Raw genomic sequence first — 23,821 nt, 5'->3', positions numbered from 1 at the left:
TTCTAACCAAGAACTAGTTCGATTTGGAGATCTTGCTATTTTCCAGATTCGGCGATTGCGTTTTTTGCAGCGGACATCATGTTTGGTTCAACACCTTCGGCAATAACCCGAAAGGAAGGTAGCCGCAATAGAACAAAAGCTTTTAGGAGGGCTTTAAGATGCAGAGAAATTTCTCTAAAGAAAGGCGTAGCGGCCTCTTGCTGTGCCTGTTGATACTCGGTATTTTCGCGGCGTTGGCCGTGCTGCCGAGTTATTTTCGCTCATCCGCGGGATCACGCGTAGGCTTGTTCCATCGGACATCGAGTTTGGATGAGGGTATCCCGAAGATGTGGGATATCCGGCAGTCAAAGGAGGATCAGAATAAACTCGTTGAGCTTCGACAAAGAGCGGGTACGAGTGATGCACTGGTCTCCGATGTACGTGCTCGCTTTAAGGACGGTGAGAGTGCCCTGCGCCAGCGGATGCCCACTGTAAAGGTCGAGTACAACGAAGATATACGCATTCCAGAGGTGATATCGCCTGATGTGTATCGCGATCGTATCGAGTGGCTTTCTGCGCCGTCGAACGCAAAAGGCGCTGATATCCTTCGCAACTTCGTTAAAGAGAACAATAACCTGATCGGCGTTACATCTCAGCAGGTTGATGAGCTTGTAACGACGGCTGATTACACGAATCCTGACGGTAATCTTTCGTTCGCCAACCTTGAGCAGCGGATCAACAATATCCCGGTCTTCCGTGGTGAGGTCAAAGCGGGCTTTACCCGGGACGGACGGATTATCCGTGTTATCAACAATTTGGCACCGGGCATCAACTACGGTTCCGTTTCGACCGATTTCGGTGATCCGGCAGTAGCCGTTCAAAATGCGGCACAGCACATTCGGCACGAGCTTCGCCCCGATGAAAAGGTGATGAATGCCGACGCATCGAGCGCAAATAAGGTCGTCTTCGGCGAAGGCGATTGGGCGACGACAGCCGAAAAGATGTACTTCCCGACAGAGCCGGGCGTTGCCGTTCCTTCATGGCGTGTGCTTATTTGGCAGCCGGTCAACGCTTACTATGTGATCGTTGATGCGAATACCAATACCGTGCTCTGGCACAAGAATATCACCGATGACGATGGCACGGTCCCCGCAACGTATGAGGTTTACAATCAGCCGAATACGTGGGCTAAGATCGCCAGTTCCGCCGCACCGCTCAGCCCGGGCCCAAATGATCCGGCTCTCGGTACGCAAGGAACGATCACAGCACGAAATACGATCAGCGTTATCGGAAATGAGAACGGTCAGACGTTCAACCAGAAGGGCTGGATCAATGACGCCGACAATAAGACCGACGGCAACAACCTTGAAGCTGGTATCGACCGCGACGGCTCGAACGGCGTTGATGCCCCACAGATCGGAAGCCCGAACCGTGTATTTACATCAACATGGAACCCGCCGCCGGGAAATCCGGCACCGGGCGACGCCCCGCTTACGACGGAAGCGCAGCGCGGAGCGGTCATTCAGATGTTCTACGTTATGAACCGTTATCACGATGAGCTTTACAAGCTCGGCTTTAACGAGGCGGCGCGTAACTTCCAGAATGACAATTTCGGCAACGGCGGCCTCGGAAACGACCGTGTCTCGGCAGAAGGCCAGGATTCGTCAGGTACAAACAATGCGAACTTTTCGACTCCGGGAGACGGTAGTCGCGGCCGTATGCAGATGTATCTTTGGGATTATCCGACGCCAGATCGTGACGGCACGGGCGACGCTGATATCATCATCCACGAGGTAACACACGGCACGTCGAACCGTATTCACGGCAACGGCAGCGGCCTTGGAAACCAGGGCGGCATGATGGGTGAAGGATGGGGCGACTGGTACGCTCACGTTATGACCTCAACGCCGACCGACCCGATCAACGGCGTCTATACAGAAGGCGGCTATGCCACATATCAGCTTGGCGGCAGCTTTACTGCAAATTACTTCTACGGAATTCGCCGCTTCCCGACCGCCGTTATGGCATTCACGGGCGGCCCGAACAATAAGCCGTATAATCCGCTGACCTTTGGTCACATCAACTCGAACTGCGATACCACGCTCGGAACGCCGTCAAATGCGGTTTCCAGCGCATATCCCCGCAGCCCGGTCATCGCCACATCAGGCAGCTGTTCGCAGGTGCATAATGCGGGCGAGATCTGGAAGATAGCTCTTTGGGAAGTTCGTGCACGCTTTGTACAGCGTCGCGGCTTTGACGACGGCAACCGGGCGGTTCTTCAGGCCGTTACTGACGGTATGAAGCTTTCCCCGCTCAATCCTACATTCCTTCAGGAGCGTGACGCTATCATCGCCGCTGCAGCCGCTCTGCCGTACGCAAACCTTGCGTCAGCAGATGCATCCGATGTAAGAGAAGGATTCCGTATCCGCGGTATGGGCTGGTCGGCAAGTGTTCAGACAGCTTCGTCCGTTACAGAGGCATTCGACTCGCCGAACGCGGCTCTCGATACCTTCAGCGTTTCGGACTCCACAGGCAACGGCAACGGCTTCCCCGAACCGGGCGAGAATGTTGTCCTTGCGATCGGTGTCAAGAATCCGAATACCGGCGCCCCGATCACCAACGTTACAGTGACGATCGACGGCGGCTCGCCGATCAACTACGGAACGATCAATGACGGTCAGACCGTAACGCAGAACATTCCGTACACGGTCGATCCCAATGCGGCATGCGGCAGCACGGTAAGTCTCTCAATAGTTGTGTCAAGCACACTCGGAGCACAGCCCGCTGCTATTCGCAGCTTTGTGTTGGGTAACCCGAATGGCGTCCTCGAGAACTTTGACGGCGTTACTGCCCCTGCGCTTCCGGCAGGCTGGACGATGACGCAGGACAATGGAACGGGCATCACGTGGACGACCAGTGCAACCGGAGCGAATACGGCTCCGAACTCCGCATTTGCGAACGACCCGTCGGGTGTCAATATGGCATCGCTTGTGTCACCGAGCACCAACGTGACCTCCGCAAGCGCCAAACTGAAATTCAAGAACAAGTACGCCACTGAGAACACTTATGATGGTGCGGTTCTTGAGATCAAGATAGGTGCAGGCACATGGCAGGATATACTTGCTGCGGGCGGCACTTTCGTATCCGGCGGTTATAACGGAACGCTCAGCACTTCGTTCCAAAATCCGCTTGGCGGAAGGCAGGCTTGGACCGGCACCTCAGCGGGCTATCTAAGCACTGAGGTCAATCTGCCGGCAGCGGCAAATGGCCAGAGCGTACAGTTCCGCTGGAGGATGGCATCCGACTCGTCGGTCGGGGCGACCGGCATCAACATTGATGATGTTGAATTCATCAACGGCTATACCTGCGGCGCGGTCGCAACGCGTGCACGCGGCGACTTTGACGGAGACGGCAAGACCGATCTTGCAGTGTTCCGCCCGTCAGAAGGCAACTGGTATGTGCAGGGCTCGACTAACGGCTTCTCGGCAACGCATTGGGGCCTCGCAACGGACACGATCGCACCGGGCGACTATGACGGTGACGGCAAGACCGATTTTGCAGTGTTCCGTCCGGATGCTAACCCGGCGAACAACGATTACTTTGTTCTTATGAGCAACGGTAACGTGTTCAGGGCAACCTCGTGGGGCCTGCCTGACGACGTCCCTGTCTCAGGCGACTACGATGCCGACGGCAAGACCGACCTGGCGGTCTTCAGGCCATCGACCGGTGTTTGGTATGTGCTCAACAGCAGCAACAACTCGAACACTGTTGAACCGTTCGGACTTACGGGTGACAAGCCTCTTGCTATCGACCCTGAAGGCGACGGCAAGACCAATCTGGCCGTTTATCGTCCGTCTGAGAACCGGTGGTACATAGCTAAACCTACGGGATCGCCCGCAACCAACTTCTACGTCTATGACTTCGGTGCGACCGGCGACCAACCGGCACCGGCGGATTATGACGGCGACAGCAAGGAAGATGTTGCAGTGTTCCGCCCGTCGGACGGCACATGGTATATCCGCAAGAGCAGTGACGGATCGGTCATCTACACCGCGTTCGGCCAGAACGGCGATATCGCAGTTCCGGGCGACTACGATGGTGACGGCACGGCCGATGTCGCTGTCTATCGCGGAGGCACATGGTACGTCAACGGCTCGACAGCAGGTACCTTCCAGTCGAACTTCGGTGTGGCAACTGACATACCGGTTCCGTACAAGTTCCTGCCGGATATGAGCGGTGGCGGCGGCGGCGGCTCTGTGACCGTAAGCTACACCGGCCCGGATGTCCCTTTCCCGGATAACAACCCCGCCGGTGTGAACATCAACGTCCCCGTCTCGGGCGTCGGTACGATCTCCGATCTGAACTTCAGCATCGATCAGGTCTCCGGCGGTACATGTGACGGAACGTCCGGTAACGTCAACTGTGGGATCAGTCACACGTGGGTCGGCGATATCATCATCAAGGTGACGTCACTGGGCGGTACGACCGTGGCTGTTTACGATCGACCGGGCGTTCCCGTACCGACTTCGGTTGGCTGCAGCAACAACAACCTCGCCAACATCCTTCTGAATGATGAAGGCGGGCTACCTGCGGTCGAAACGGCGTGTAATACTGCAGGCGGTACGAGCGCTGTGTTCCCTTCGGGTAACTACTCACCGAACAATCCGATGTCTGCCTTTGACGGCGAAAACGCGGATGGAACGTGGGTCGTTAACATCTCGGACAACGCCGGTGGCGACACCGGCACTGCCCGAGCATTCTCGCTCATCTTTAACTCGGGTAACTAACCCGGCACGCTTTGCAGCGGCATCGTCGAAGCGACGGTGCCGTTGCGAACATCAAACCACAAAAGGGCAGAGCCGTTCGCGGCACTGTCCTTTTTTTGCCGAACGATCACATAAAAAGGCCCGTCCGATGCTCTATCGGACGGGCTTTTCGGAAGAAACACGCTTGCTGAGGCCTACGGTTTGCCGGGGCCTTGCACCGCGTCCGGACGCGCGACCACAGGCGTTTGAACGTTCGGCAGCGGCGTCTCAGGATTCCGTGTCGAGTTTGAAGGCGGATTGCCTAGCGGCACGGGCTGAAGGATTGGAGCCGGCTTTGTCTGCTTCGAGCTCTGATCGGCCGGTGACTGCGGATGCGTGATGCGCGGCGTAATGAAGAACAAAATTTCGTTCGTATTACGCTGGACACCCTTTCGCTTGAAAAGATTGCCGAGAATCGGTATCCGCGACAGGCCCGGTGTGCGGTCCTGGCTTTCACGCTCGTCGTCAAAAAGAACGCCGCCGACAACCGTCGTACCGCCATCGGGCACCGTTACCTGTGTGGTCATGCTCTGCGTATTGATCGCCGGAGCCGCCCCGCCGACAATGGTCGCTGTCGAGCTGTTCTCTGCGACAACATTGAGTATGACGGTGCCGAGGTCGGTGATCTGAGGTGTTATCGCTAGACGTAATGGGACATCCACATAAGTTGTAGTTTGGATAACCGGGCCACCATCTGCTCCCCCCGGCTGGACGGTTGTAATTGGAATTTTGGTACCGCTCTTGATCTCCGCGGGGCGGTTGTTAAGAGCCGTAACACGAGGTGTTGCGATGACCTTCGCCTCGCCTTTCTGCTCACCTGCCGTGATCAAGGCACTCAACTGTGCCGTGCCGAATACGCCGGTCGTCAAGCCGATCGCGGTATTGGCGATCTTTGACACGAGGTCGTTATTGATGTGCGGCACCGGATATCCTCCGGGAACCGGAATGGTGGTCGTAGCGTTCGGCAATGTACCGCCGCCGTAAGCACTGCCGCGCGGCCCGGCGACGAATGCACCGAGCTGAACGCCAATATCACGGCTGAAATTGCGGGTAGCGACAACTATGCGGGCCTCGATCTCGACCTGCGGCTCAGGCTGATCGAGATAGGCGACCAACTGGCGGATCGCATCAAGGTTTTGGCGAACGTCGGTTATGATAAGCGTGTTGCTGCGGCCGTCAACCTCTACGGTTCCGCGGCGCGACAAACGCTTCTGGACGATCCCAAGGATACCTTGGTCGGCCCCTCCGCCGCTCGTTGCGGCACCGGATCCCGAAGGGGCTGATGCCATTGCACCGCCGCCGCCCATCGACGACGTACCGGTGGTCATCTGGTTGCTCGCGCCCGCTGCACCGCTCAACGTGCCCGAGGCTCGGGCGTAGTTCAGCCGCAGGAATTCGGTGTAGAGCGGCGATCCGTCGATCGCGCCGTCACGAAGTTTTGCTTGAACGTCGATCTCGTCCGAGAGTGTCTTGGAATCGACGATACGAAGGATGTTCCCGTTGACCTGTGCACTCAGAGCTTGCGACTGAAGCACCGAATCGAGGGCCACGTTCCAGGGCACATCGTTAAGTTTGACAGTAACCGGCACTTCTTTCACTGACTTATCAATGACGAAGTTTATTCCGTACTGATCGGTAATGTAGCTGAGGATGTCGCGAATGTCGGCATTGACGACACTAAGATTGATAGGTTCGCCGCGAAATCCGGCGTCCCCGTAATGAAGCCCCTGCGATCGCGGGTCAACTGTTTGAGAAAATGCTGAGACGGCAACGACGAGTGCGATCATTATGACGGCAGCCGATCGTTTGACGATCTCGCGTAAATGGGTAAGAGAATTCATGTTTCCTCCGTTAAAGACTGTGCCGATATGTAGGTCGGCATCTTAAAATGCGACCGGCCGCGGCCGGCTGTCTGCATGCGGCAGTATCACCGCAAAACTATTTATTGCTCTTTGCGACCTTTGCCGGCTTTTTCGAGGCCTTCTTGTCAGCAGCCTTACCGGTATCTGCCGGTGCCCTGTTCATCTCATCAAGGAACGAAACGATCGGGCCTGAGTGTGCCGGAACGACTGCGGACGGCTGCCGATCGACTTGCTGTTCCGCATTAGCCCCCGCAGGAGCAGCGGCGGATGCTGTCTGCACATCCTTGTCGGAAGGTTGGTTCGCAGGTGCCGTGCCCTGTATCTGCGATCTCATATTGAACTGCTGGAGAGCCTTGTTCTCGACCGACGCGACGAACTTATTCGGCCCCGTCTTTGTGATCTTTCGGAAAACAAGCCTGTTCTCTTCAACCGCTACGAGTTGCCCGTCAAAGAACTTTTCGCCCGGATAGATCGTGTACGAGAGCTTGATCGGCGTTGCTTCGACGATCGCAGCATATCCGCGCGGCGTTTTGAAGATGCCGCTGACGGCAAGCTCGTTAAGTGTCAGCACACTCGTTACCTTGGGCAGGGGCTGGCCGTTCGCGGCGGCCTGTTCGCGAACCCGCTTGTAGTAGTCGATGCGTGCCTCTATCGCCGGTGCGCCGTAAAAAGCCGGACCGCTTTGGCCGGGCTTGGCCGACTTAGCCGTACCGGAATTTCCTGAAGGCTTGTCCGTCCTTTGCCTTTGATAGCTCGGCGTCAGGAACGGGTCGCGCTGTGCGTTCGCTTCAAAGTAGCTTCCGCTCAGGAGTATAACGCTGATCGCGAAGGCCCAAACTGCGGTTTTTCTGAGATTTAGGATGTTGTTCGTCATGGCTTTTTTTCCGAAACGATGGTCTATTGAGGTTATTTTGCGGCGGGCGGAGCGACCGGCGGTGCGGCAGGTGCAGGCGTTCCGTTCGCAGGTGCTCCTGCGGGTGCGGTTCCCGGAGCGGCAGTGCCCGTGGGTGCCCCGCCTTTCAGATCTGTCGGAGCCGCATAGTATGCTGTCAGCACGAATCGCGCGTGAAGGGTTTTCTCGGCAGTTTGCTTGGGAAGCTGACTCAACTGAAAATCCGTGATCGAAACGATACGCGGCAGCTTCGCCATTGCTTCAAAGAATCCGCGGACGTTGTTGAAGTTGCTGTCAACCTCGACCTCGACCGGCTTTGCCATGATCGAGTCTTGCTGCACGTCATCACGCGGGCTGAAACGCATCACACTCAGGCGGCTGCTGTTCGCCGTATCCTGAAGGCCCTGCAGTACGTTCGTGATCTCACGCTGCTCGGGAAGCAGCACTTTCAACTCGTCATACTCAGCCGACTTGGTCTCGAAAAGCGATCGAAACTCACTGATGCGGGCGGTGGCGAGACGTGCCGTCTCATTCTTCTGCTGAAGTTGGGCGACCTCGTCGGTCAGCTTGGCAACTTCTTCACGGGTTCCGCTGGTCACGAAGTACCAGACGCCACCGTACAGCAGGCAGGCAACACCAACCATTATCGCCAGTTGATAGTGCCATTTCAGGTTCTTTATCTTCTCCAACATGATCGTTTCCTCGTCTTTTCGCTAATTCTTTGCTATCTGCTGCTGCGTCTGCCCTTGGCCCTGGGCCGGAGCTGATGCCGTGGTCGGAACACTGTTATTCGCGCCTGCCGCCTTTGTGGGCGTATATGCACACTTGATCGTGAAGTTGACAACACCGATCTTCGGTGCTTCGCCCGTCGCATTCACTTTTTGCGGAGCTGCGTTGTTGACTACCTCGGCCCGGCTCGTTTCGATATTCAGATTTGAGAATAGACCGTTCGAGAACTCCAGGCTGCGGCCGAACTGCGTTACCTGTGACTCATCCGGAGAACTTCCGGTAAAGGTCATCTGGTCGCCTGTCTGTTCAACGGTTTGCAGATAAAGGCCCGGAACCATCGCAATACGCTCGCGCAACGCCTCAAGCACGGCGCTCGGGCCGGCCTGCGATGCTCTGAGCTTCTTGATGGCCTCGATACGCACGTCGATATTCTGGATCTTTTGTTCGAGGTCCTTTTGCTCGGCGATCACCGTTGCAAGCTCCTGTTCGATCTGCTTCTGCTCGGCTAGCTGGCGTTCGGCTTCTGATTTCGCCATTTGACTGCTTATCACATCCCAACCGATCACGGCCACGGTCAGGAAAGCCACGACCAGCGACAGCACCAAGAGTCTTGCTCCCGGGCTTGCGATCTTTCGATCGACGGCTGTAACGGTACCGCTTTGGCGTTCGGTAACGGAATTGAGTAGATTGATCTTGATCATTTCTTTACACTCCCCTGATCGCCAAGCCGACAGCTACCGCCATCTCGGGCATGATCTCATTCAAATATTCGGGATCGAATTTCTTTGTATCCACGTTGATCTTTCGGAATGGATCAAGCATTTCGACCTGCAGTTCGAGTCGCTGCGACAACTCACCGGCAAGGCCGGCCAACTTTGAGCCGCCGCCTGAGATCAGGATCTTTTGCACCTGGGTCTCGTTGTCGTCGGTTGTCGCCCGATAGAAATCGAAGGTCTTCTGTATCTCCATAGCGACGATCTCAGTCACATTGCTCATGAGCGGCTCGATCGACTTTTCTTCGACCGTATCAACGGCGTCGTTCACGCCGCGCTTCAGCGCTTCAGCCTGTTGAAAGTTCAACCCGAGGCTCCGCTGAAGCACATCTGTGAACTGGCTGCCGCCGACCGTGATATCACGCGAGAATAGTGAGCGTGTGCCCTTGACGATGTTGATATTCATCGTCGAGGCACCTATATTCAGTAGCGTTACGACATCGTCTTCCGTTGGGTCGTAGTTCGCTTCATAGCAGTTCTGCAGCGCAAATGTGTCAACGTCGATCACGACGGGCTGCTTGCCGGCAAGCTGTATCGCCTGTTTTATATTGTCGATGCGATCACGCTTACACGCTGCGATCAAAACGTGCGTCGAGTCCGCGGTCTCGGCCGTAACCTGATAATCGAGGCTTACGTCTGCCAGATCGTATGGGATATGTTCCTCCGCGTGCCAATCGATCGACTCTTCTAATTCCTCCGAGCTCATCGCCGGCAGGACGATATTCTTGATGATGACCGAGTGGCCGCTCACGCCTGTAACGACTTGATCCGCTTTGACCTGATTATTAACGCAAACGCTGCTGATAACGTCCGAAACGACGTTCATCTCCATTATTTGACCGTCAATGATCGTGTCGCCGGGCAGATTCTCGAACCCGAGGCTTACGAGGTTAAGGCTGTTTGGCTTGCCGTCAAGTTCGATCATCTTTATCGAACTCGACCCGATGTCCAAACCGGCAACGCTTTTTTTCTTACCGAACATTGTTTGCTCCTTTTAGGACTTTCACGTGATCTTCTTTCCGGCGAAAAGTTTTCTTGTTTTCCGACGGCCTCTGCAAATGACGATTCTGAGGTTATTTGGTGCCACCTTCTGAATTTACGCGGCGTCTGATCGACACTTATGAAAGGACGATTCTAAAGGACGGAGTCAAAGGCAGTCTGCCGGCCGGATGATCTGAGGCGTTTTTCAACTGCCCAAGATCGTTGTTATCAAGAAAACTTTGTCGCATACGGCGGCGAAGGGTGCTCGGCTTAACAGCCGATACAATAAAAAGTTACCGTATTGAACAAGATGTGTCAACAGTTTTTTACGCTGTTTAATCCATAATGAATAAATTCCTGTCAGAATGACAGAAACGAGATGCCAAAAAGACTTGATCGAATACTAAAGGACGAGCTGTCGGCAATCGATATCGATACGGCGGCCGAACTTCTGCGCGACGCCTTCGAGCCGTCCGGCATCGCGAAATCCGAAATGTTCATGCAGACGCGCGGCGGCATCGTTCGGCATAGCCACCAGTGCTATCAGCGTTTTGAAACCGCGAGACCTCATCCGCTCGATAAGCGATGTGTAAAGAGCGGTGCCGACACCTTGTTCGAGGAGGCCCGGCCGTACGCAGACCCTTATCTCGGCAGTCGGGTCAAACGCAGGGTCTCGAAGGAATGGTTGTGCGTAGGCAAATCCTGCGAGGTGCTCATTCTTTTGTGCCGCAAGGAAAGGCATCCCTTCTGCTCCCGCGAGGATGATGCGGCGTTGGATCTCATCTGAATCCACCGGTTCGGATTCGAAGACGGCATGCGACGTCGCGATATAGTGATTGTATATGTAAGCGATCTCGGCGGCATCGTCGAGTACCGCATCACGGACGTCCATTTTTATATTGAACACACGGGCAACGGCCCGCAGGCTACTTCTCCTTGGCAAGCGTTCACGAAGCTTCGGTCCTCTCGCGCCAACTTTGCGAAGAACTGCCGGCATCTCGTCGTTCCATCGTAATGGCGCCGGGCGAAGGACAGACGAGGTAGCAGAGATTACAGCCGACGCACTCTTCCTCGATCACGCGGGGATAGCGAAGTCCGTTCGATTCGACGAACTCAAAGCTCTGATGAGCACCGTCCTCACAGGCAACATAGCAAAGATTGCAGCGGATGCAGTGCTCTTCGTTAACGTGCGCCTTTACAACATAATTAAGATCGAGGTCGCCCCAATTAGTAACGCGCGGAACAGACTTGCCTATGATCTCACTGACCGAGGCAAAGCCTTTGGAATCGAGATAGGCGTTCAACCCGTCGATCATGTCCTCGACGATGCGATAGCCATAGTGCATCACAGCCGTGCAAACCTGAACGCTCCCGGCACCGAGCAGCATGAATTCGACCGCATCACGCCAGTTCGAAACGCCGCCGATCCCGCTTATTGGGATATTGAATTCGCCGTCGCGCGCAAGCTCGCTGACCATATTAAGGGCGATCGGTTTGACCGCAGGCCCGCAATAGCCGCCGTGGGCGGCCATGCCGTTCACATTCGGATGCGGGACCAGCGTATTGACATCAACGCCCATCATCGAATTGATCGTGTTGATCAGCGAAACGGCATCCGCACCGCCGTTCTGTGCCGCACGGCCTGGCGGCAGAATGCTCGTCACGTTTGGCGTGAGCTTTACGATCACCGGAAGTTCCGACACCTCTTTCACCCACTCCGTGACCATGCAGGTGTATTCGGGCACCTGGCCCATTGCCGCGCCCATTCCGCGTTCGCTCATACCGTGCGGGCAGCCGAAGTTCAGCTCGAAGCCGTCGGCTCCCGTATCCTGCGAACGCTTTACGATCTCGTGCCACGCTTCGCGTTTTGACTCGACCATCAGCGAGACGATCACGGCATTGTTCGGATACTTCTTCTTGCACTCGTAGATCTCTTTCAGATTAACCTCAAGCGGCCTGTCCGTGATCAATTCGATGTTGTTCAGCCCGACCAGCCGGTTCGTGCCAAAGTCGAGTCCGGCAAGACGTGACGAGACATTCGTGATCGGCTCGCCCAACGTCTTCCAAACCGCACCGCCCCATCCCGCGTCGAATGCCCGCTCGATCATCGAACCCATATTCGTCGGCGGCGCACTCGCCAGCCAAAACGGATTCGGGGACTTTATCCCTGCAAAATTGATATTAAGATTTGCCATAGAAATTGATACCTGAGGATTACAGGTTACTTTTTGTTTTCTCTCAAAGACTGTTTTATTAGACTTAAAATGTATTCCAAATTTTCGTCGGAGTGAATGTTTATTTCATAATCGCCGTTTCCCCAGTGGCCGGTGTGTGTTACATCGCGACAAATTCCCTTGGGATCATCAAGTTTGCCCTGCCGTACGTTCAACCAAATTTTCAAAGCGTTTCGCTGAATGCGAACATCAAGCACGTTTCGATTAGCCACAAAAGCTATGTACAGTTTTTTAGGTTTAACTTCCAAATTATCAAGGTTCAGAATCGCCAGTTTGAGTTTTTCGTATAGCTCCTTGATTTCATCAGACGCATTGTCAAGGTGTTCCTGCTCGGTAAACACTTTAATTTCTTTCGCAACCTTTGCAATTGCTTCGTTTTGCCTGCTAATTGTTTTGACGCTTTCTTGTGACCCAGAAGTCTTAACTTGGCTGTAACTAATAGTCTTGTTGTTATATCGATTTATTTCCCAAAGCTCAATTGGCAGATCCTTAAAGTTGATGGCTTCTTTTTGGTAGGCAGTAAAATTTGGCGAAATGAAAATTACTCTTGATTGCGACCAATCAATGTCGCCACGTTTCAACGTATCCTTACAATTTTCGTTATATTCGAGTATGAAATCGGCTTTGTTATTAAGCATCAGCGACAAATAGGCATAGCCTTGATCAATCACGCTAAAGTTCTTGTCCCGTTTGTACTCAATGATCACGAAGCTCGATGCGTCTTTGTCAAAAGCTAATGTATCAATACGAAAATTATTGAGTGCAAACTCGGAACGAACAAAATTAAGGCCAAAAATTGTCGTAAGGTTTTGCTCCGTCAATTCCTGAATTTCCTTCTCGAGCTTGAAAGGCAATTCTCTTATTTGCTCAAGTTTGTTGACAATGTCGATATTAAAGAGCGGCATACCAGATTTTGACGTTCCTAGTTTAATAAATAGAAAATTTCATACTTGCGCGGTTTATACAGCTTCGAGTTTTTTCTTCAGCGCCTTTAGAAACTTCTTGTTGTTCAAAATATCGCTCTCAACACTGTCCGCAGTGCCGTTTTCCATTACCTTCCGCAGTTCGTTATTGATCTGGGTTTGATACGGGGCGGCATTGGGCTGTTCGGCTCGGGCGCGAAAGTAACTGATAACATCACCGTCAAGATAGATCGTCACCTTTACCTTGCCGGCTTTTTTAATTTTTTCTGCCCAAGGCGAACGGCGAACCTTATATGTACCGGGTTTCATCACTTCGTCTTCGGATAGGCCGCTAGCGAGTTCCGCTTGATATTCTTCTTCTGTAACAGTGTACGCCGGCAATTTATCTTTTTTGGTCATTGTAATACCTCGCCTGTTTCGCATTAGCCTTTCGAGCTGTAATGATCCGAATGCTCTCGCCACGCACCGTGTAGCCGACAAAAAGAAGTCGGATACTTGAAATACCAACCAATTGAAATCTCACTTCGTCTTCGGAATGGCCGTCATCATAAAGCTCAACGGCGTTTTCGTCAAAGAAAGCTTCAGCCGCTTCATAAAAAGATACGCCATGCTTTCTAAAATTTTCTGTCGCCTTGCTCGGATCCCATTCAAACTCCATAACCATTATACCGACATATATGGATATATCAAGATATTTATCATTCTCGGAGCGTGGTAAACCTAACGCGGATTGGGATCGACAGGTGCTTTTGGCGGGTCGCGTAGGAACGCTCCGGCGAATTCTACTTTCTCGCCGGTAAGAGTCTCATGGATCCCGATCGCGGCGAGTTTTCCCATTTGCGCGGCCTCGACAGCCTCGCCGCCGCCATTGACGCAATCGCCGCCGGCGAAGATGCCGGGCTTTGACGTCTGCATTGAAGCGTTGACGACAGGACGGCCTATCTCATCTGTCTTAACGCCTGCGATCTCGGTAAAGAAGTTCACAAGTTTCGTCTGACCGATAGCCTTGATGACCATATCGCACTCGATATCGCGTTCGCTGCCCGCAGCGTCGAGCACGCGGATCCCGCGTACGCTTTCGTCACCAAGTATCGCCAGCGGAGTTGTTTGCCAAACGAACTCGACCTCATCCTTGTGTGCGAGTTCCATCTCGTAATCATACGCCGGAGCTTCCATTTCGGTACGGCGATAGACAAGCCGAACACGCTTTGCACCGAGCCGCTTCGACTGGGTCGCCGCATCGATCGCAGTGTTGCCGGCGCCAAGCACGATCACACTATCGCCGATCGTAATGCCTTTCCAATCTCGGGTTTTTATCTGATCGATGAGGTCAAGTGCATCGATCACGCCATCCAGAGCCTCACCCGGAATATTCAGCTTGTTGGTTGCACCGAGACCGACCGCAAGGAACAAAGCGTCGTGAGCCGTTTCGAGTTCGCCGAATTGAATGTCGCGGCCGATCTCGACGTTCTGGCGAAATTCGACGCCAAGATCGGCGACCGGCTCGATCTCGGCCAGCGACACTGCCTGTGTCATCTTGTATTCGGCCATACCGTAGGTGTCGAGCCCGCCCGGCTTTTCACGGCGGTCGTAGATCGTTACGCTGTAGCCGAGCCGTGCGAGATACGTTGCGCACGAAAGCCCCGCCGGCCCCGAGCCGATAATTCCTATCGTGCGTCCGTTCGATTCGCCTTTCTTGAAGATGCGAATGCCGTTCGACAGAGCATGGTCGGTAGCGTAACGCTGGAGTCGCCCTATCTCGATCGGTTTATTTACCAAGGTCTTTTCAACGCAGGCTCCTTCGCAAAGCACCTCGACCGGACAGACGCGTGCACAGGTCGCCCCAACAGGGTTCGCGTCGAATATCACACGCGCCGAACCGGTCAGGTTCTCGTTCGCGATCTTTTTGATAAAGCCCGGTATGTCAATATGCGTCGGGCACGCGTGCATGCACGGAGCGTCGAAGCAAAAGAGGCAGCGGTTCGCCTCGATCGCCGCTTCGCTGTCGGTCATCGCAGGATAAAGATCGGCAAAGTTTTCTTCTATCTGTTCAATGGGAAGATTTGACATAGGCTACCCTCACTTACTATTTCGACGCCGACAAAGGGAGGATATCGACCTTGAGTAATATTCTGATGCCGCAGAATTTCTATGCACGGCACTTACGCCGTTCAGTCTGCAACGATCGCGCCGTAGGTGTCAGGCCGCCTGTCGCGGAAGAATTGCCAAGTGTTTCGCACCTCGCGGATCTTTTCCATATCAAGATCGGCGACGACGAGTTCGTCCTGATCGCGTGTTCCGACCGCAAGCATTTGCCCTCGCGGGTCGCAGAAATAGCTCTGGCCGTAGAACTCGCCAATATTCCACGGTGCTTCAGTTCCGACGCGATTGATCGCGCCGACAAAATAGCCGTTCGCAACGGCGTGTGCCGGCTGTTCCAACTTCCAAAGGTACTCGCTCAGGCCCGCGACCGTCGCCGATGGATTGAAAATGATCTCGGCTCCGTTCAACCCGAGGCATCTGGCGCCTTCGGGAAAGTGCCGGTCGTAACAGATGTACACGCCGATGCGGCCGACCGCCGTATCAAAGCACGGGTAGCCCAAATTGCCCGGACGAAAATAGAATTTCTCCCAAAAGCCCGGTGCAACATGCGGAATATGATTCTTGCGATACTTGCCGAGGTATTTGCCGTCAGCATCGATAACGGCCGCGGTGTTGTAGTAAATGCCGGTCTGCTCTTCCTCATAGATCGGCACGACGAGAACCATACCGAACTGTTTGGCAACATCCTGCATCTGCCTCACAGTAGGGCCGTCCGGCACGCGTTCGACCGCTTCGTACCAACGCGTCTGCTGTTCGGCGCAAAAATACGGCGTCGTAAAGATCTCTTGGAAACAAAGTATCTGCACTCCTTGCTTTGCGGCATCTTCGACAAATTTGAGTTGATGGCTGATATTCCCTTTCTTGATCTCGTCGATCGGTGCGTTCGGATCCCCAACGTTATGAGCCTGAATCAGCCCTGCTTTGATAACTCGTGACATCTCATCTCCTCCTCGCTCAAGACTTCGGCATCGCAAAAACATCATCTGCGACCGGCACATTCACCTTTACCGCAGTAACTTTCCGCGTCCAACTAATATTTGGCATCGCGTATTTCACGACCGTCGGGATCTGCACACCCCCAAACGTTTTGTAGTCGCTGTAATCGACCTGATAGACGAAACCGCCGAGAACTGTCTGCGTAACCGCGACACGCCGAACGAGCAGGCCGGTCTGTTCATCAAAACTTAGGCGTTCGCGCAGGCCGTCGGCCGTTGTTGCATTCAGCACCAGAACTTTACGTCCGTCGATCTCATCCGTGAATCGATATTCGAACTTCGAGTATGCCGAGCCGATCGCCGCCGGAAACAAAAGCTGCGACTCGCGTTTGATCTGCTCAGCCTCATCGGCATGAAGCCGGTGCGGCCCCTCGGCACTGAACTTTGCGGCCGCCTCGCCATTCCAAATATCCGTGACCCATTCTTTATCGTAAACGGTCTTTGAACTATACTTGCCGGCCTTGTAATTGATGGTCTCGGGCTCGGTAGTCTTTCCGTCCGGCTCAACTCGTGTTGCGGTGATGATCGCGCTGTCGATCTTCTTATCGCCGCCGACCGCCGCGACGAATTTTGCGATCACGTCGGCGGCATCAGGTTTTACTTTGGGCGGTTCGGGACGCGGCGTGTGCCCTGCGGAATGCTCCGTCGGCACGAGGCTCGGCCCGCTCCGCGGATGCATTCGTCCATTGTGGCAGGTGTTGCAGGACACTTCGGCCTCGCCGCCGAAATTATCTCTATTGATCGCGAATGTCATCGCGATCATCTTACGGGCGGTGTCTTTTTCCTCTTTGCCGTCCTTCGAAAAATCGTCGGTGTAATGACAAAAACTGCAATTCACATTTAGCGATGCCGAAAAGATATTCATCACCTTGCCAAGCTGATCGGCGGGCATATCGCCAAGTACTTTTAAGTTCTTGAATTTATTCTTCGCGAGTACGACCTGCTCACCTTTCTTCTGGGCGTGGCCGTAGGACGTCGTCATCCCCAAAACAGCGGTTGCGATGGCCAACAGCAGCACTGCAAATTTAGTTTTTCTTATCATCGCACCTTCTCCTGTTGTGGGGTTCGAAAACTGAATGCCAAATGCGAAAGGAATGCGATGGCGAATCCGACGAACCATGCGTAGTCATAGAGCACGCTGAGAGTTGGAATTATCAACCCTATCCACGCAAAAAAGCAACCTAACAGCGTGGCAGCGACGGCCCGCCAGTTCCAGCCGCGATATTCGCCGTCCTTGCGATAAAGGTCGGCGAGCCGCAAATTCTTTCTCCGCACGATCCAATAATCCGCGATAAGGACCCCTGCGATCGAGCCAAGCCCGCCGGAGTAACCGACAAGCCAACCGAAGATGTAGCCGCTCGGATCGGCAAGCAGCTTCCACGGCTGCATCAATATACCGATAATGCCGGTGATCAGGCCGCCGGTTCTAAAAGAAATGAGCTTCGGAAAAGCGTTGGCGAAATCATTCGCGGGCGACACGACATTCGCAGCGATGTTCACGGAAAGCGTCGCAACAACGACCGTGAACATCGAGATCGCGACCACCATAGGCTGAGAGAATTGTCCGACCAGCTTCACCGGATCCCAAGCATCCGCTTGGTTCATATGCGGAAATACAACGACCGCTGCGGACGTTATCAAAACGCCCATTGCGGCAAAAAGTGTCATCGTCGTCGGCAATGCCGCGACCTGGCCGACAGCTTGTTCACGCTGACTTTTACCGAAGCGCGTAAAATCCGGCATATTGAGCGAGAGAGTTGCCCAAAAGCCGATCATTGCCGTGAGGCTCGGTACAAAGATCGGCCAGAATTCACCGAACGTCCGGAACTTCCCCGGCTCGTGCAGCAAGAAGCCCATACCGCCCGCTTGATAAAGTATCCAGGCGAGCAGGATCGCGGTCATCACCAGAACGTAAGGTGCGGCCCAGTTCTCAACGATCCGCAGCAGATCCATTCCCTTGTAAATGATAGCGATATTCATCGCCCAAAATATAAGGAACGAGAGCCACACCGTTGGTGTATGGCCGCCGATCGGGCCGCCGAGCAGCGTCTCCCAGTCCGGGATGAACGCCTTAAAGAACGTGTGCAGAGCCTCACCGCCGATCCACGCCTGTATGCCGAACCATCCGCACGCAACCAACGCACGCATCAACGCGGGCAAGTTCGACCCTGCCGTTCCATACGCGGCGCGCGCAAACACCGGGAACGGAATTCCATATTTTGTTCCCGGATGTGAATTGAGCAATATTGGTGCCAGCACTATGATGTTGCCGAGCAGAATGGTCAGCAACGCCTGCCACCAATTCATCCCCGCAGAGATCAAGCCTGACGCCATCATATACGTCGGTATGCAGTGCGCCATCGAGATCCAAAGAGCTGCGTAGTTATAGGTCGTCCATGTACGCTTCGCGACCGGCACAGGTGCAAGGTCGTCGTTATAAAGCGACGACGAGCGAATGCTCTCTTCGGCATCGGCATTTAACTCAACGCGTCCGTCGATGTGCAAGATGGTTTCAGTCATATAAGTTTTCAGACAGATTCAGGGCCGATCTTTCGGCGGTGTTCTCAACCGCCAAACATTGCAGCGGGTTGTCGCCAGTATGACCCGATCAAAATACCGGACGTCGCTTCACACCGGATCACTCGATAAAACCGGCTCTTCGCAGCAGCTCTTTGAATCGCGGATCGGAGCGCATCCCGCTGAACTTATGATCGACCTTAATAAAAGGTATCCAGATCGCTCGTTCTTCGAGTGCCTTTTCCAGCGAAGCAAAGACCTCGTCCCGATCGCCAAGCCCCGCATAGATCTGCGCATGATTGAGCGCCGGTACATATTCATGACTCGATCGATCGGCAAAATCCTTCAGGATCTTTCGCGCCATTTCACGATTGCCTGCTCTTGCATAAATATACCCCATAGTTGACAGCGCCTGCGGGTCCATCGTTTCCGGAGGCGTCCTTTCAATGGTCGCAACGGCGGCAGCAATATCACCCTTTTGGTCGTAAGCCTCAGCAAGAAAGGTGTTTGAGATCGGATAATCGGGGATCAATTCAAGCACGTCGTGAAACTGTTCGATCGCTTCGTCCGTTCTTCCTGACCAAAGCAACACCACACCGATCGCGTTGTTATTCGGAGCGGACAATGGATCCAGCTCGTGAGCATGACGCAGCTCGAATAGGCTTTCGTCAAAGCGCGCCATAAGGCCCAAGTACCATCCATACCACATACGCACAATGGAACTGCGCGGATTCAGAGAGATCGCTCTTTTGAACTCATCCTCTGCCGACGCATACTCCCAGTCGAAGTATAATTTTATGAGTGCAAGCGAATTGTGAGCTTCGGCGAGGCTGTCGTCAAGATGCAATGCCGTTTTGGCGGCATCGGTCGCCTTTTGTCTCGCGTCGATCGGCGAGAACGAGAAGAACGACAGCTCCGTGTAAGCATCGGCAAGTCCGGCGTAAGCGGACGCGTAGCCGGGATCGGCCGCGATCGCACGTTCAAAATTCTCAATAGCTTTCCGGAAGTCTAAGGGTGTCCACCGATAAAAATGCGATTGTCCACGAAGATAATATTCATAAGCTTCCGGATCTCCGGTATGCCGCTTAAGCAATGCGGCTTTTTCCTCGCCGAGAAGCTTGATCTTCAACGCATCGACCACAGCCACCGCGATCTCATCCTGCACATCGAATATATCCTTTAACTCGCGGTCATATCGCTCGGACCACAAATGATAGCCGTCCGCCGTATTTATCAGCTGCGCCGTGATCCGCAGGCGGCCGTTCGACTTCCGTACACTGCCCTCAAGAACCGTGTCCACATTCAATGCCGTCGCAATCTCGCTGACGTTGGTGTTTCGCCCTTTGAACGAGAATGCAGATGTCCTCGCCGCGACCTTAAGCTTATCTATATGGGCTAGCGCGTTCAGTATCTCTTCGGCCAAACCGTCGCAAAAGTATTCGTTATCCTCATCCGCACTCATGTTGGCGAACGGCAGCACAGCGATCGACCTCACGCTTTCTGACGGTTCAGACTTCGGCAACTGATCGTTGTCGTGCGCCTTTGCTAAGCCGTTACTGAGTGCGAGTGTCGGCGACTCGTCAAAGTAGGAAGGCACCGCCTTCTCGTGAAAGATCGCGGTCTGCGGATCGACGTCGCCGGATCTAAGCCCGGAGTCTCGTTCTGGCCTGGTTGCCGGCCCCTCAAGCAGCCCATTCCCGTCATCAAGACAAAACATCAGAGTGTCGTCATAATAATCTCGTCTGCATACAGGACAGCGTTTCATAAGCAAGCTCAAGGACGCAGGTATTATACAAACACTTTGGACTCCATAGAAGAAGAAAATCCAGTATGTCTGTGTTAGACTTTCAGCGTCTTTTTGATCTAATTAACGACGGAGGAAATATACAATGAGTGACGAGATCGTTCTTATAGCTCGACTAAAGGTAAAGGAAGATGCGGTCGAGGCCGCCAAAGTGGCCGCTATGGCGATCGCGGCTGATTCGCGTGCCGAGGAGGGCAACATCAATTACGACATCCATCAGGCCATTGACGACCCGACGGTTTTCGTCTGGCATGAAACTTGGAAGTCCAAGGCTGCGATCGATGAACACTTTGCGACGCCGTTCTTTCAGAACTTCTTCACTGAGGTCCAGACGCTCGCTGCCGAACCGCCTCAAATAACGCTTACTAAAATGATCACGCCTCGATAGCGCGATCCTGCACAATGCCGACCCGCAAGGGCGTGTCGGCCTCGGCTCATTCACCGAATATCCGGCATCGGCGATCCGAGCGCAACAACCAAACGATCCAAATTTCCGAACTTGATCTACAGATCACCGGAAAAAGTGTCGGCGTCCTGATCTATGTATCGCTTCGGCGTTGCTCTTCGCGTTCCGGCGCGGGCGTTTCGACCATCGTCTTTATTTCACGATCAAATTCGGCACGCTCTTCCGGCTCACGAATCTTCGAACGCTCACGGTCATCCCGATAACGCACGCTCTTGATAGCAGAATTTTCCAGCGACTCGATCCAGCCGTTCATTTGTCTCGATATGCTCTCTTCGCACAATATCAAATTTGAAATTTCAGATCTTCACCGGCAGCAGGATCGCAAATCGGAAGTTCCACGCGCGAAAGCATCGCCGCTCCTACACCCTGACACACTCGCCGCGTTTGAGGAATTGGCCGTCGCCCTGTTTGCCGGTGTGTTCGCCGTTCTCGATGACGATCATTCCGGCAAGGCTAATCGTTTTAATCTGTCGATCAAATGTTTAAGATAATCTCTTAATTCCGAAACGGTTACTTCACCTTGCGGTTGCAGATCATCGCCAAGTTGTATCTGGCTCAAAACCCAGGCAAGCATGGCAGGAGTCAGCCCTGAATCTTTTTTTTCGGCAACTTTGAGAGCTTTGTCCAAACTAAATCCGGCTTTTTCAAGTTCACGTACATCGATCAGATCGCGAATTTCCGAGCGTGAGAGCAACGCACAAAATTTATTTGCCAATATCTCTTCAGGCGGATCTACACGAATTCCGTTAATAAGGCTCTTTTCGGGTGAGACTTGAAAAACGTATTCACGAACCAGATCAATAATTATCGATTCATCTCCTCGCTTGAGTAAAATGCGGCGAAAATCGGGCGATGTTTGAATTGATTCGACTATCGCGTTCAAATCATTAGCAGCCTCAGTAACTAACCGAAAACCGTTTTCTATCTCATTTTCCGTCGTGAATAGATCGAGATCGTGCGTCTCTCTATGTCCAAAATAAAATCCGGCCAAGGCTGCGCCGCCGGAAAGAAAAAAACGATTCTCACGGGCAAAAAATGCCTGTAGAAAATCGTTTTGTAATTCGCTTAGAGTTGACTTAACCAATCAAACCTTCCTTTTCCCAATAGTCCAGCAAAAATCTCCAAAACTTGCGCCGACGGCCAAGGTGAGGCGATAGTTTATCCCAATCTTGCAAAACCTCTTTAGGCGAAGTGAACTTCCATACGTCGGTATCCCGTGCTTCACGCAAGATTTTCCCTAAAAGCCGATTGCGTTCCTCGACCGAAGCCGAGATCAATTTTTGCCGCAATTCCGCATTCGTCATCGGTTCGTCCCATAAAAAATAAGGGACGGCAGAAAGATCATCGCTTGTCGAAAGATTGACGCTCACAAAATTAAATCTTCACGCACTCGCCGCGTTTGATGAATTGCCCGTCGCCCTGTTTGCCGGTGTGTTCGCCGTTCTCGATAACGACGCGGCCGCGCGAAAGGACCGTTTCAACGCGGCCTTTCACCGTCCAGCCTTCGTACGAAGAATAATCGACGTTCATGTGTTCGTGTTCGACGCCGAATTTCGTTTCGCCTTCGGGGTCAAAGATAACGATGTCAGCGTCGGAGCCAACGGCGATCGTTCCCTTTTTCGGGAACAGGCCGAACATCTTTGCGGCAGCGGTAGAGGTCAGTTCGACAAAGCGATTGAGCGAAATGCGGTTCTCGACCACGCCGCCGTTGTAAATAAGCGACATTCGGTTCTCGACGCCCGGCGCGCCGTTCGGTATCTTTGAGAAATCATCTTGGCCAAGTTCCTTTTGCTCCTTCATACAGAACGGGCAGTGATCGGTCGAGATCACCTGCAGATCGTCCATCTTCAGGCCTTTCCAAAGCTCGGCGTGATTGTGCTTCTCACGCAGCGGCGGCGTCATCACGTATTTCGCACCATCCCAGCCGTCTCCGTAATCTTCTATCGAATGGAACAGATATTGCGGACACGTTTCGGCGAACGCGGGAATACCGCGGTCTCTCGCCTGCCGCACTTGGTTGAGCGCGTCCGTGCACGAGAGGTGCACGATATAGACGGGCGACTCTGCCATCTCGGCGATCGCGATCGCACGATGCACGCCTTCGGCCTCGGCGATGGTCGGACGCGTCAGGGCGTGAAACTTCGGCGCGGTGCGGCCTTCGGCAAGAAAGCGTTTGATTATCTCGTTGATGACGATGCCGTTCTCGGCATGCATACAGACGAGGCCGCCGCGTTGTCCCGCCGCACTCATCGCACGAAAGATCGTAGCGTCATCCGCCAGAAAGACTCCCGGATAGGCCATAAACAGCTTGAACGACGAGATGCCTTCATCGATCAGCCGCCACATCTCCTTTTCGCTGCCGTCCTCAAAATCGGTCGTGATGAGATGAAAGCCGTAGTCGATGCACGTCTTCCCTTCCGCCTTTTTGTGCCACGCATCGACGCCCGCCGTCATCGATTCGCCTTTCGTCTGCACCGCAAAATCAATGATCGTCGTCGTCCCGCCGTGCGCTGCCGCACGCGTACCCGTAAAGAAATCATCGCTCGACGAAGTCCCGCCAAACGGGAGTTCCATATGCGTATGCGGATCGATCCCGCCGGGAATGACCAGCTTCCCTGCCGCGTCGATCACCGTTTCCGCCTCAATATCCAGCGTCTTCCCGATGGTCGTTACCGTCTCGCCATCGATAAAGATATCCGCAACATAGTCGTCCACCGCCGCCACGACCCTTCCGTTTTTTATAAGTGTTCTCATATAT

22 protein-coding genes are annotated in these 23,821 nt (G+C 53.8%); 2 read left to right on the top strand and 20 right to left on the bottom strand.

Features of this window, described 5'->3' with window-relative positions; all coding sequences use genetic code 11:
• Positions 1 to 158: 158 nt before the first annotated feature.
• Positions 159 to 4,766, top strand: a complete 4,608-nt coding sequence (locus HS105_03195; GenBank protein MBE7515606.1) for a VCBS repeat-containing protein — start codon at positions 159 to 161, stop codon at positions 4,764 to 4,766.
• Here HS105_03195 and HS105_03190 read toward each other — a convergent pair.
• From HS105_03190 to HS105_03115, 16 genes are all read right to left on the bottom strand, one after another.
• On the bottom strand, positions 4,763 to 4,927 hold the full coding sequence (locus HS105_03190; protein ID MBE7515605.1) for a hypothetical protein: 165 nt from the start codon (positions 4,925 to 4,927) through the stop codon (positions 4,763 to 4,765). The two genes, HS105_03195 and HS105_03190, sit on opposite strands and share 4 nt — an antisense overlap.
• Positions 4,928 to 4,939: 12 nt before the next feature.
• Positions 4,940 to 6,625, bottom strand: coding sequence for a type IV pilus secretin PilQ (gene pilQ, locus HS105_03185; protein ID MBE7515604.1), 1,686 nt, complete (start codon positions 6,623 to 6,625; stop codon positions 4,940 to 4,942).
• 97 nt (positions 6,626 to 6,722) lie between these two features.
• Positions 6,723 to 7,520 (bottom strand): hypothetical protein, encoded by a 798-nt coding sequence (locus tag HS105_03180; GenBank protein ID MBE7515603.1) that lies wholly within the window; start codon positions 7,518 to 7,520, stop codon positions 6,723 to 6,725.
• 32 nt (positions 7,521 to 7,552) lie between these two features.
• A complete protein-coding gene (pilO, locus tag HS105_03175) occupies positions 7,553 to 8,230 on the bottom strand; it encodes a type 4a pilus biogenesis protein PilO (GenBank protein ID MBE7515602.1) in 678 nt (225 codons plus the stop codon).
• 21 nt (positions 8,231 to 8,251) lie between these two features.
• Positions 8,252 to 8,968, bottom strand: coding sequence for a PilN domain-containing protein (locus HS105_03170; protein ID MBE7515601.1), 717 nt, complete (start codon positions 8,966 to 8,968; stop codon positions 8,252 to 8,254).
• A gap of 4 nt (positions 8,969 to 8,972) precedes the next feature.
• Entirely contained in the window at positions 8,973 to 10,022 is a 1,050-nt protein-coding gene (gene pilM, locus HS105_03165) for a type IV pilus assembly protein PilM (GenBank protein MBE7515600.1), read from the bottom strand.
• Between the two features lie 402 nt (positions 10,023 to 10,424).
• Positions 10,425 to 10,928 carry an N-acetyltransferase family protein gene (locus HS105_03160; protein MBE7515599.1) on the bottom strand — a complete coding sequence of 168 codons (504 nt, stop codon included), beginning with the start codon at positions 10,926 to 10,928 and terminating at the stop codon, positions 10,425 to 10,427.
• Between the two features lie 40 nt (positions 10,929 to 10,968).
• Entirely contained in the window at positions 10,969 to 12,216 is a 1,248-nt protein-coding gene (gene preA, locus HS105_03155; GenBank protein MBE7515598.1) for an NAD-dependent dihydropyrimidine dehydrogenase subunit PreA, read from the bottom strand.
• A gap of 26 nt (positions 12,217 to 12,242) precedes the next feature.
• Complete coding sequence (locus HS105_03150; GenBank protein MBE7515597.1) at positions 12,243 to 13,160, bottom strand: hypothetical protein; 918 nt, start codon at positions 13,158 to 13,160, stop codon at positions 12,243 to 12,245.
• A 54-nt stretch (positions 13,161 to 13,214) separates the two neighbouring features.
• Positions 13,215 to 13,487: a BrnA antitoxin family protein gene (locus HS105_03145; protein ID MBE7515596.1), complete on the bottom strand. Its 273-nt coding sequence runs from the start codon at positions 13,485 to 13,487 to the stop codon at positions 13,215 to 13,217.
• Positions 13,488 to 13,560: 73 nt separating this feature from the next.
• Positions 13,561 to 13,836: a BrnT family toxin gene (locus HS105_03140; protein MBE7515595.1), complete on the bottom strand. Its 276-nt coding sequence runs from the start codon at positions 13,834 to 13,836 to the stop codon at positions 13,561 to 13,563.
• Between the two features lie 62 nt (positions 13,837 to 13,898).
• On the bottom strand, positions 13,899 to 15,248 hold the full coding sequence (locus HS105_03135; GenBank protein MBE7515594.1) for an NAD(P)-dependent oxidoreductase: 1,350 nt from the start codon (positions 15,246 to 15,248) through the stop codon (positions 13,899 to 13,901).
• 101 nt (positions 15,249 to 15,349) lie between these two features.
• Positions 15,350 to 16,219 (bottom strand): acyltransferase, encoded by an 870-nt coding sequence (locus HS105_03130; GenBank protein MBE7515593.1) that lies wholly within the window; start codon positions 16,217 to 16,219, stop codon positions 15,350 to 15,352.
• Positions 16,220 to 16,235: 16 nt separating this feature from the next.
• Positions 16,236 to 17,318 carry a c-type cytochrome gene (locus HS105_03125; protein ID MBE7515592.1) on the bottom strand — a complete coding sequence of 361 codons (1,083 nt, stop codon included), beginning with the start codon at positions 17,316 to 17,318 and terminating at the stop codon, positions 16,236 to 16,238.
• Positions 17,315 to 18,796: an NCS1 family nucleobase:cation symporter-1 gene (locus tag HS105_03120; GenBank protein MBE7515591.1), complete on the bottom strand. Its 1,482-nt coding sequence runs from the start codon at positions 18,794 to 18,796 to the stop codon at positions 17,315 to 17,317. The genes HS105_03125 and HS105_03120 overlap by 4 nt, the downstream gene beginning before the upstream one ends.
• 118 nt (positions 18,797 to 18,914) lie before the next feature.
• Entirely contained in the window at positions 18,915 to 20,558 is a 1,644-nt protein-coding gene (locus HS105_03115; protein MBE7515590.1) for a tetratricopeptide repeat protein, read from the bottom strand.
• Between the two features lie 124 nt (positions 20,559 to 20,682).
• Here HS105_03115 and HS105_03110 point away from each other — a divergent pair, with 124 nt between their 5' ends.
• On the top strand, positions 20,683 to 20,985 hold the full coding sequence (locus HS105_03110; protein MBE7515589.1) for an antibiotic biosynthesis monooxygenase: 303 nt from the start codon (positions 20,683 to 20,685) through the stop codon (positions 20,983 to 20,985).
• Between the two features lie 151 nt (positions 20,986 to 21,136).
• Here HS105_03110 and HS105_03105 read toward each other — a convergent pair whose 3' ends face one another.
• The 4 genes from HS105_03105 to hydA all read right to left on the bottom strand — a co-directional run bounded on the left by HS105_03105 (position 21,137) and on the right by hydA (position 23,817).
• A complete protein-coding gene (locus tag HS105_03105) occupies positions 21,137 to 21,316 on the bottom strand; it encodes a hypothetical protein (GenBank protein ID MBE7515588.1) in 180 nt (59 codons plus the stop codon).
• Positions 21,317 to 21,502: 186 nt separating this feature from the next.
• On the bottom strand, positions 21,503 to 22,147 hold the full coding sequence (locus HS105_03100; GenBank protein ID MBE7515587.1) for a nucleotidyl transferase AbiEii/AbiGii toxin family protein: 645 nt from the start codon (positions 22,145 to 22,147) through the stop codon (positions 21,503 to 21,505).
• The gene (locus HS105_03095) at positions 22,140 to 22,433 is read right to left on the bottom strand and encodes a hypothetical protein (protein MBE7515586.1); all 294 of its coding nucleotides are present in this window, start codon (positions 22,431 to 22,433) and stop codon (positions 22,140 to 22,142) included. Before HS105_03095 ends, HS105_03100 begins: the two co-directional genes overlap by 8 nt.
• Before the next feature lie 4 nt (positions 22,434 to 22,437).
• A complete protein-coding gene (hydA, locus tag HS105_03090; GenBank protein ID MBE7515585.1) occupies positions 22,438 to 23,817 on the bottom strand; it encodes a dihydropyrimidinase in 1,380 nt (459 codons plus the stop codon).
• Positions 23,818 to 23,821 lie beyond the last annotated feature (4 nt).

Origin of the sequence: Chloracidobacterium sp., assembly GCA_015075585.1 — a bacterium.
In the GTDB taxonomy this organism is placed as follows: Bacteria; Acidobacteriota; Blastocatellia; order Pyrinomonadales; family Pyrinomonadaceae; genus OLB17.
This window is presented reverse-complemented; position numbering and strand designations above follow the sequence as displayed.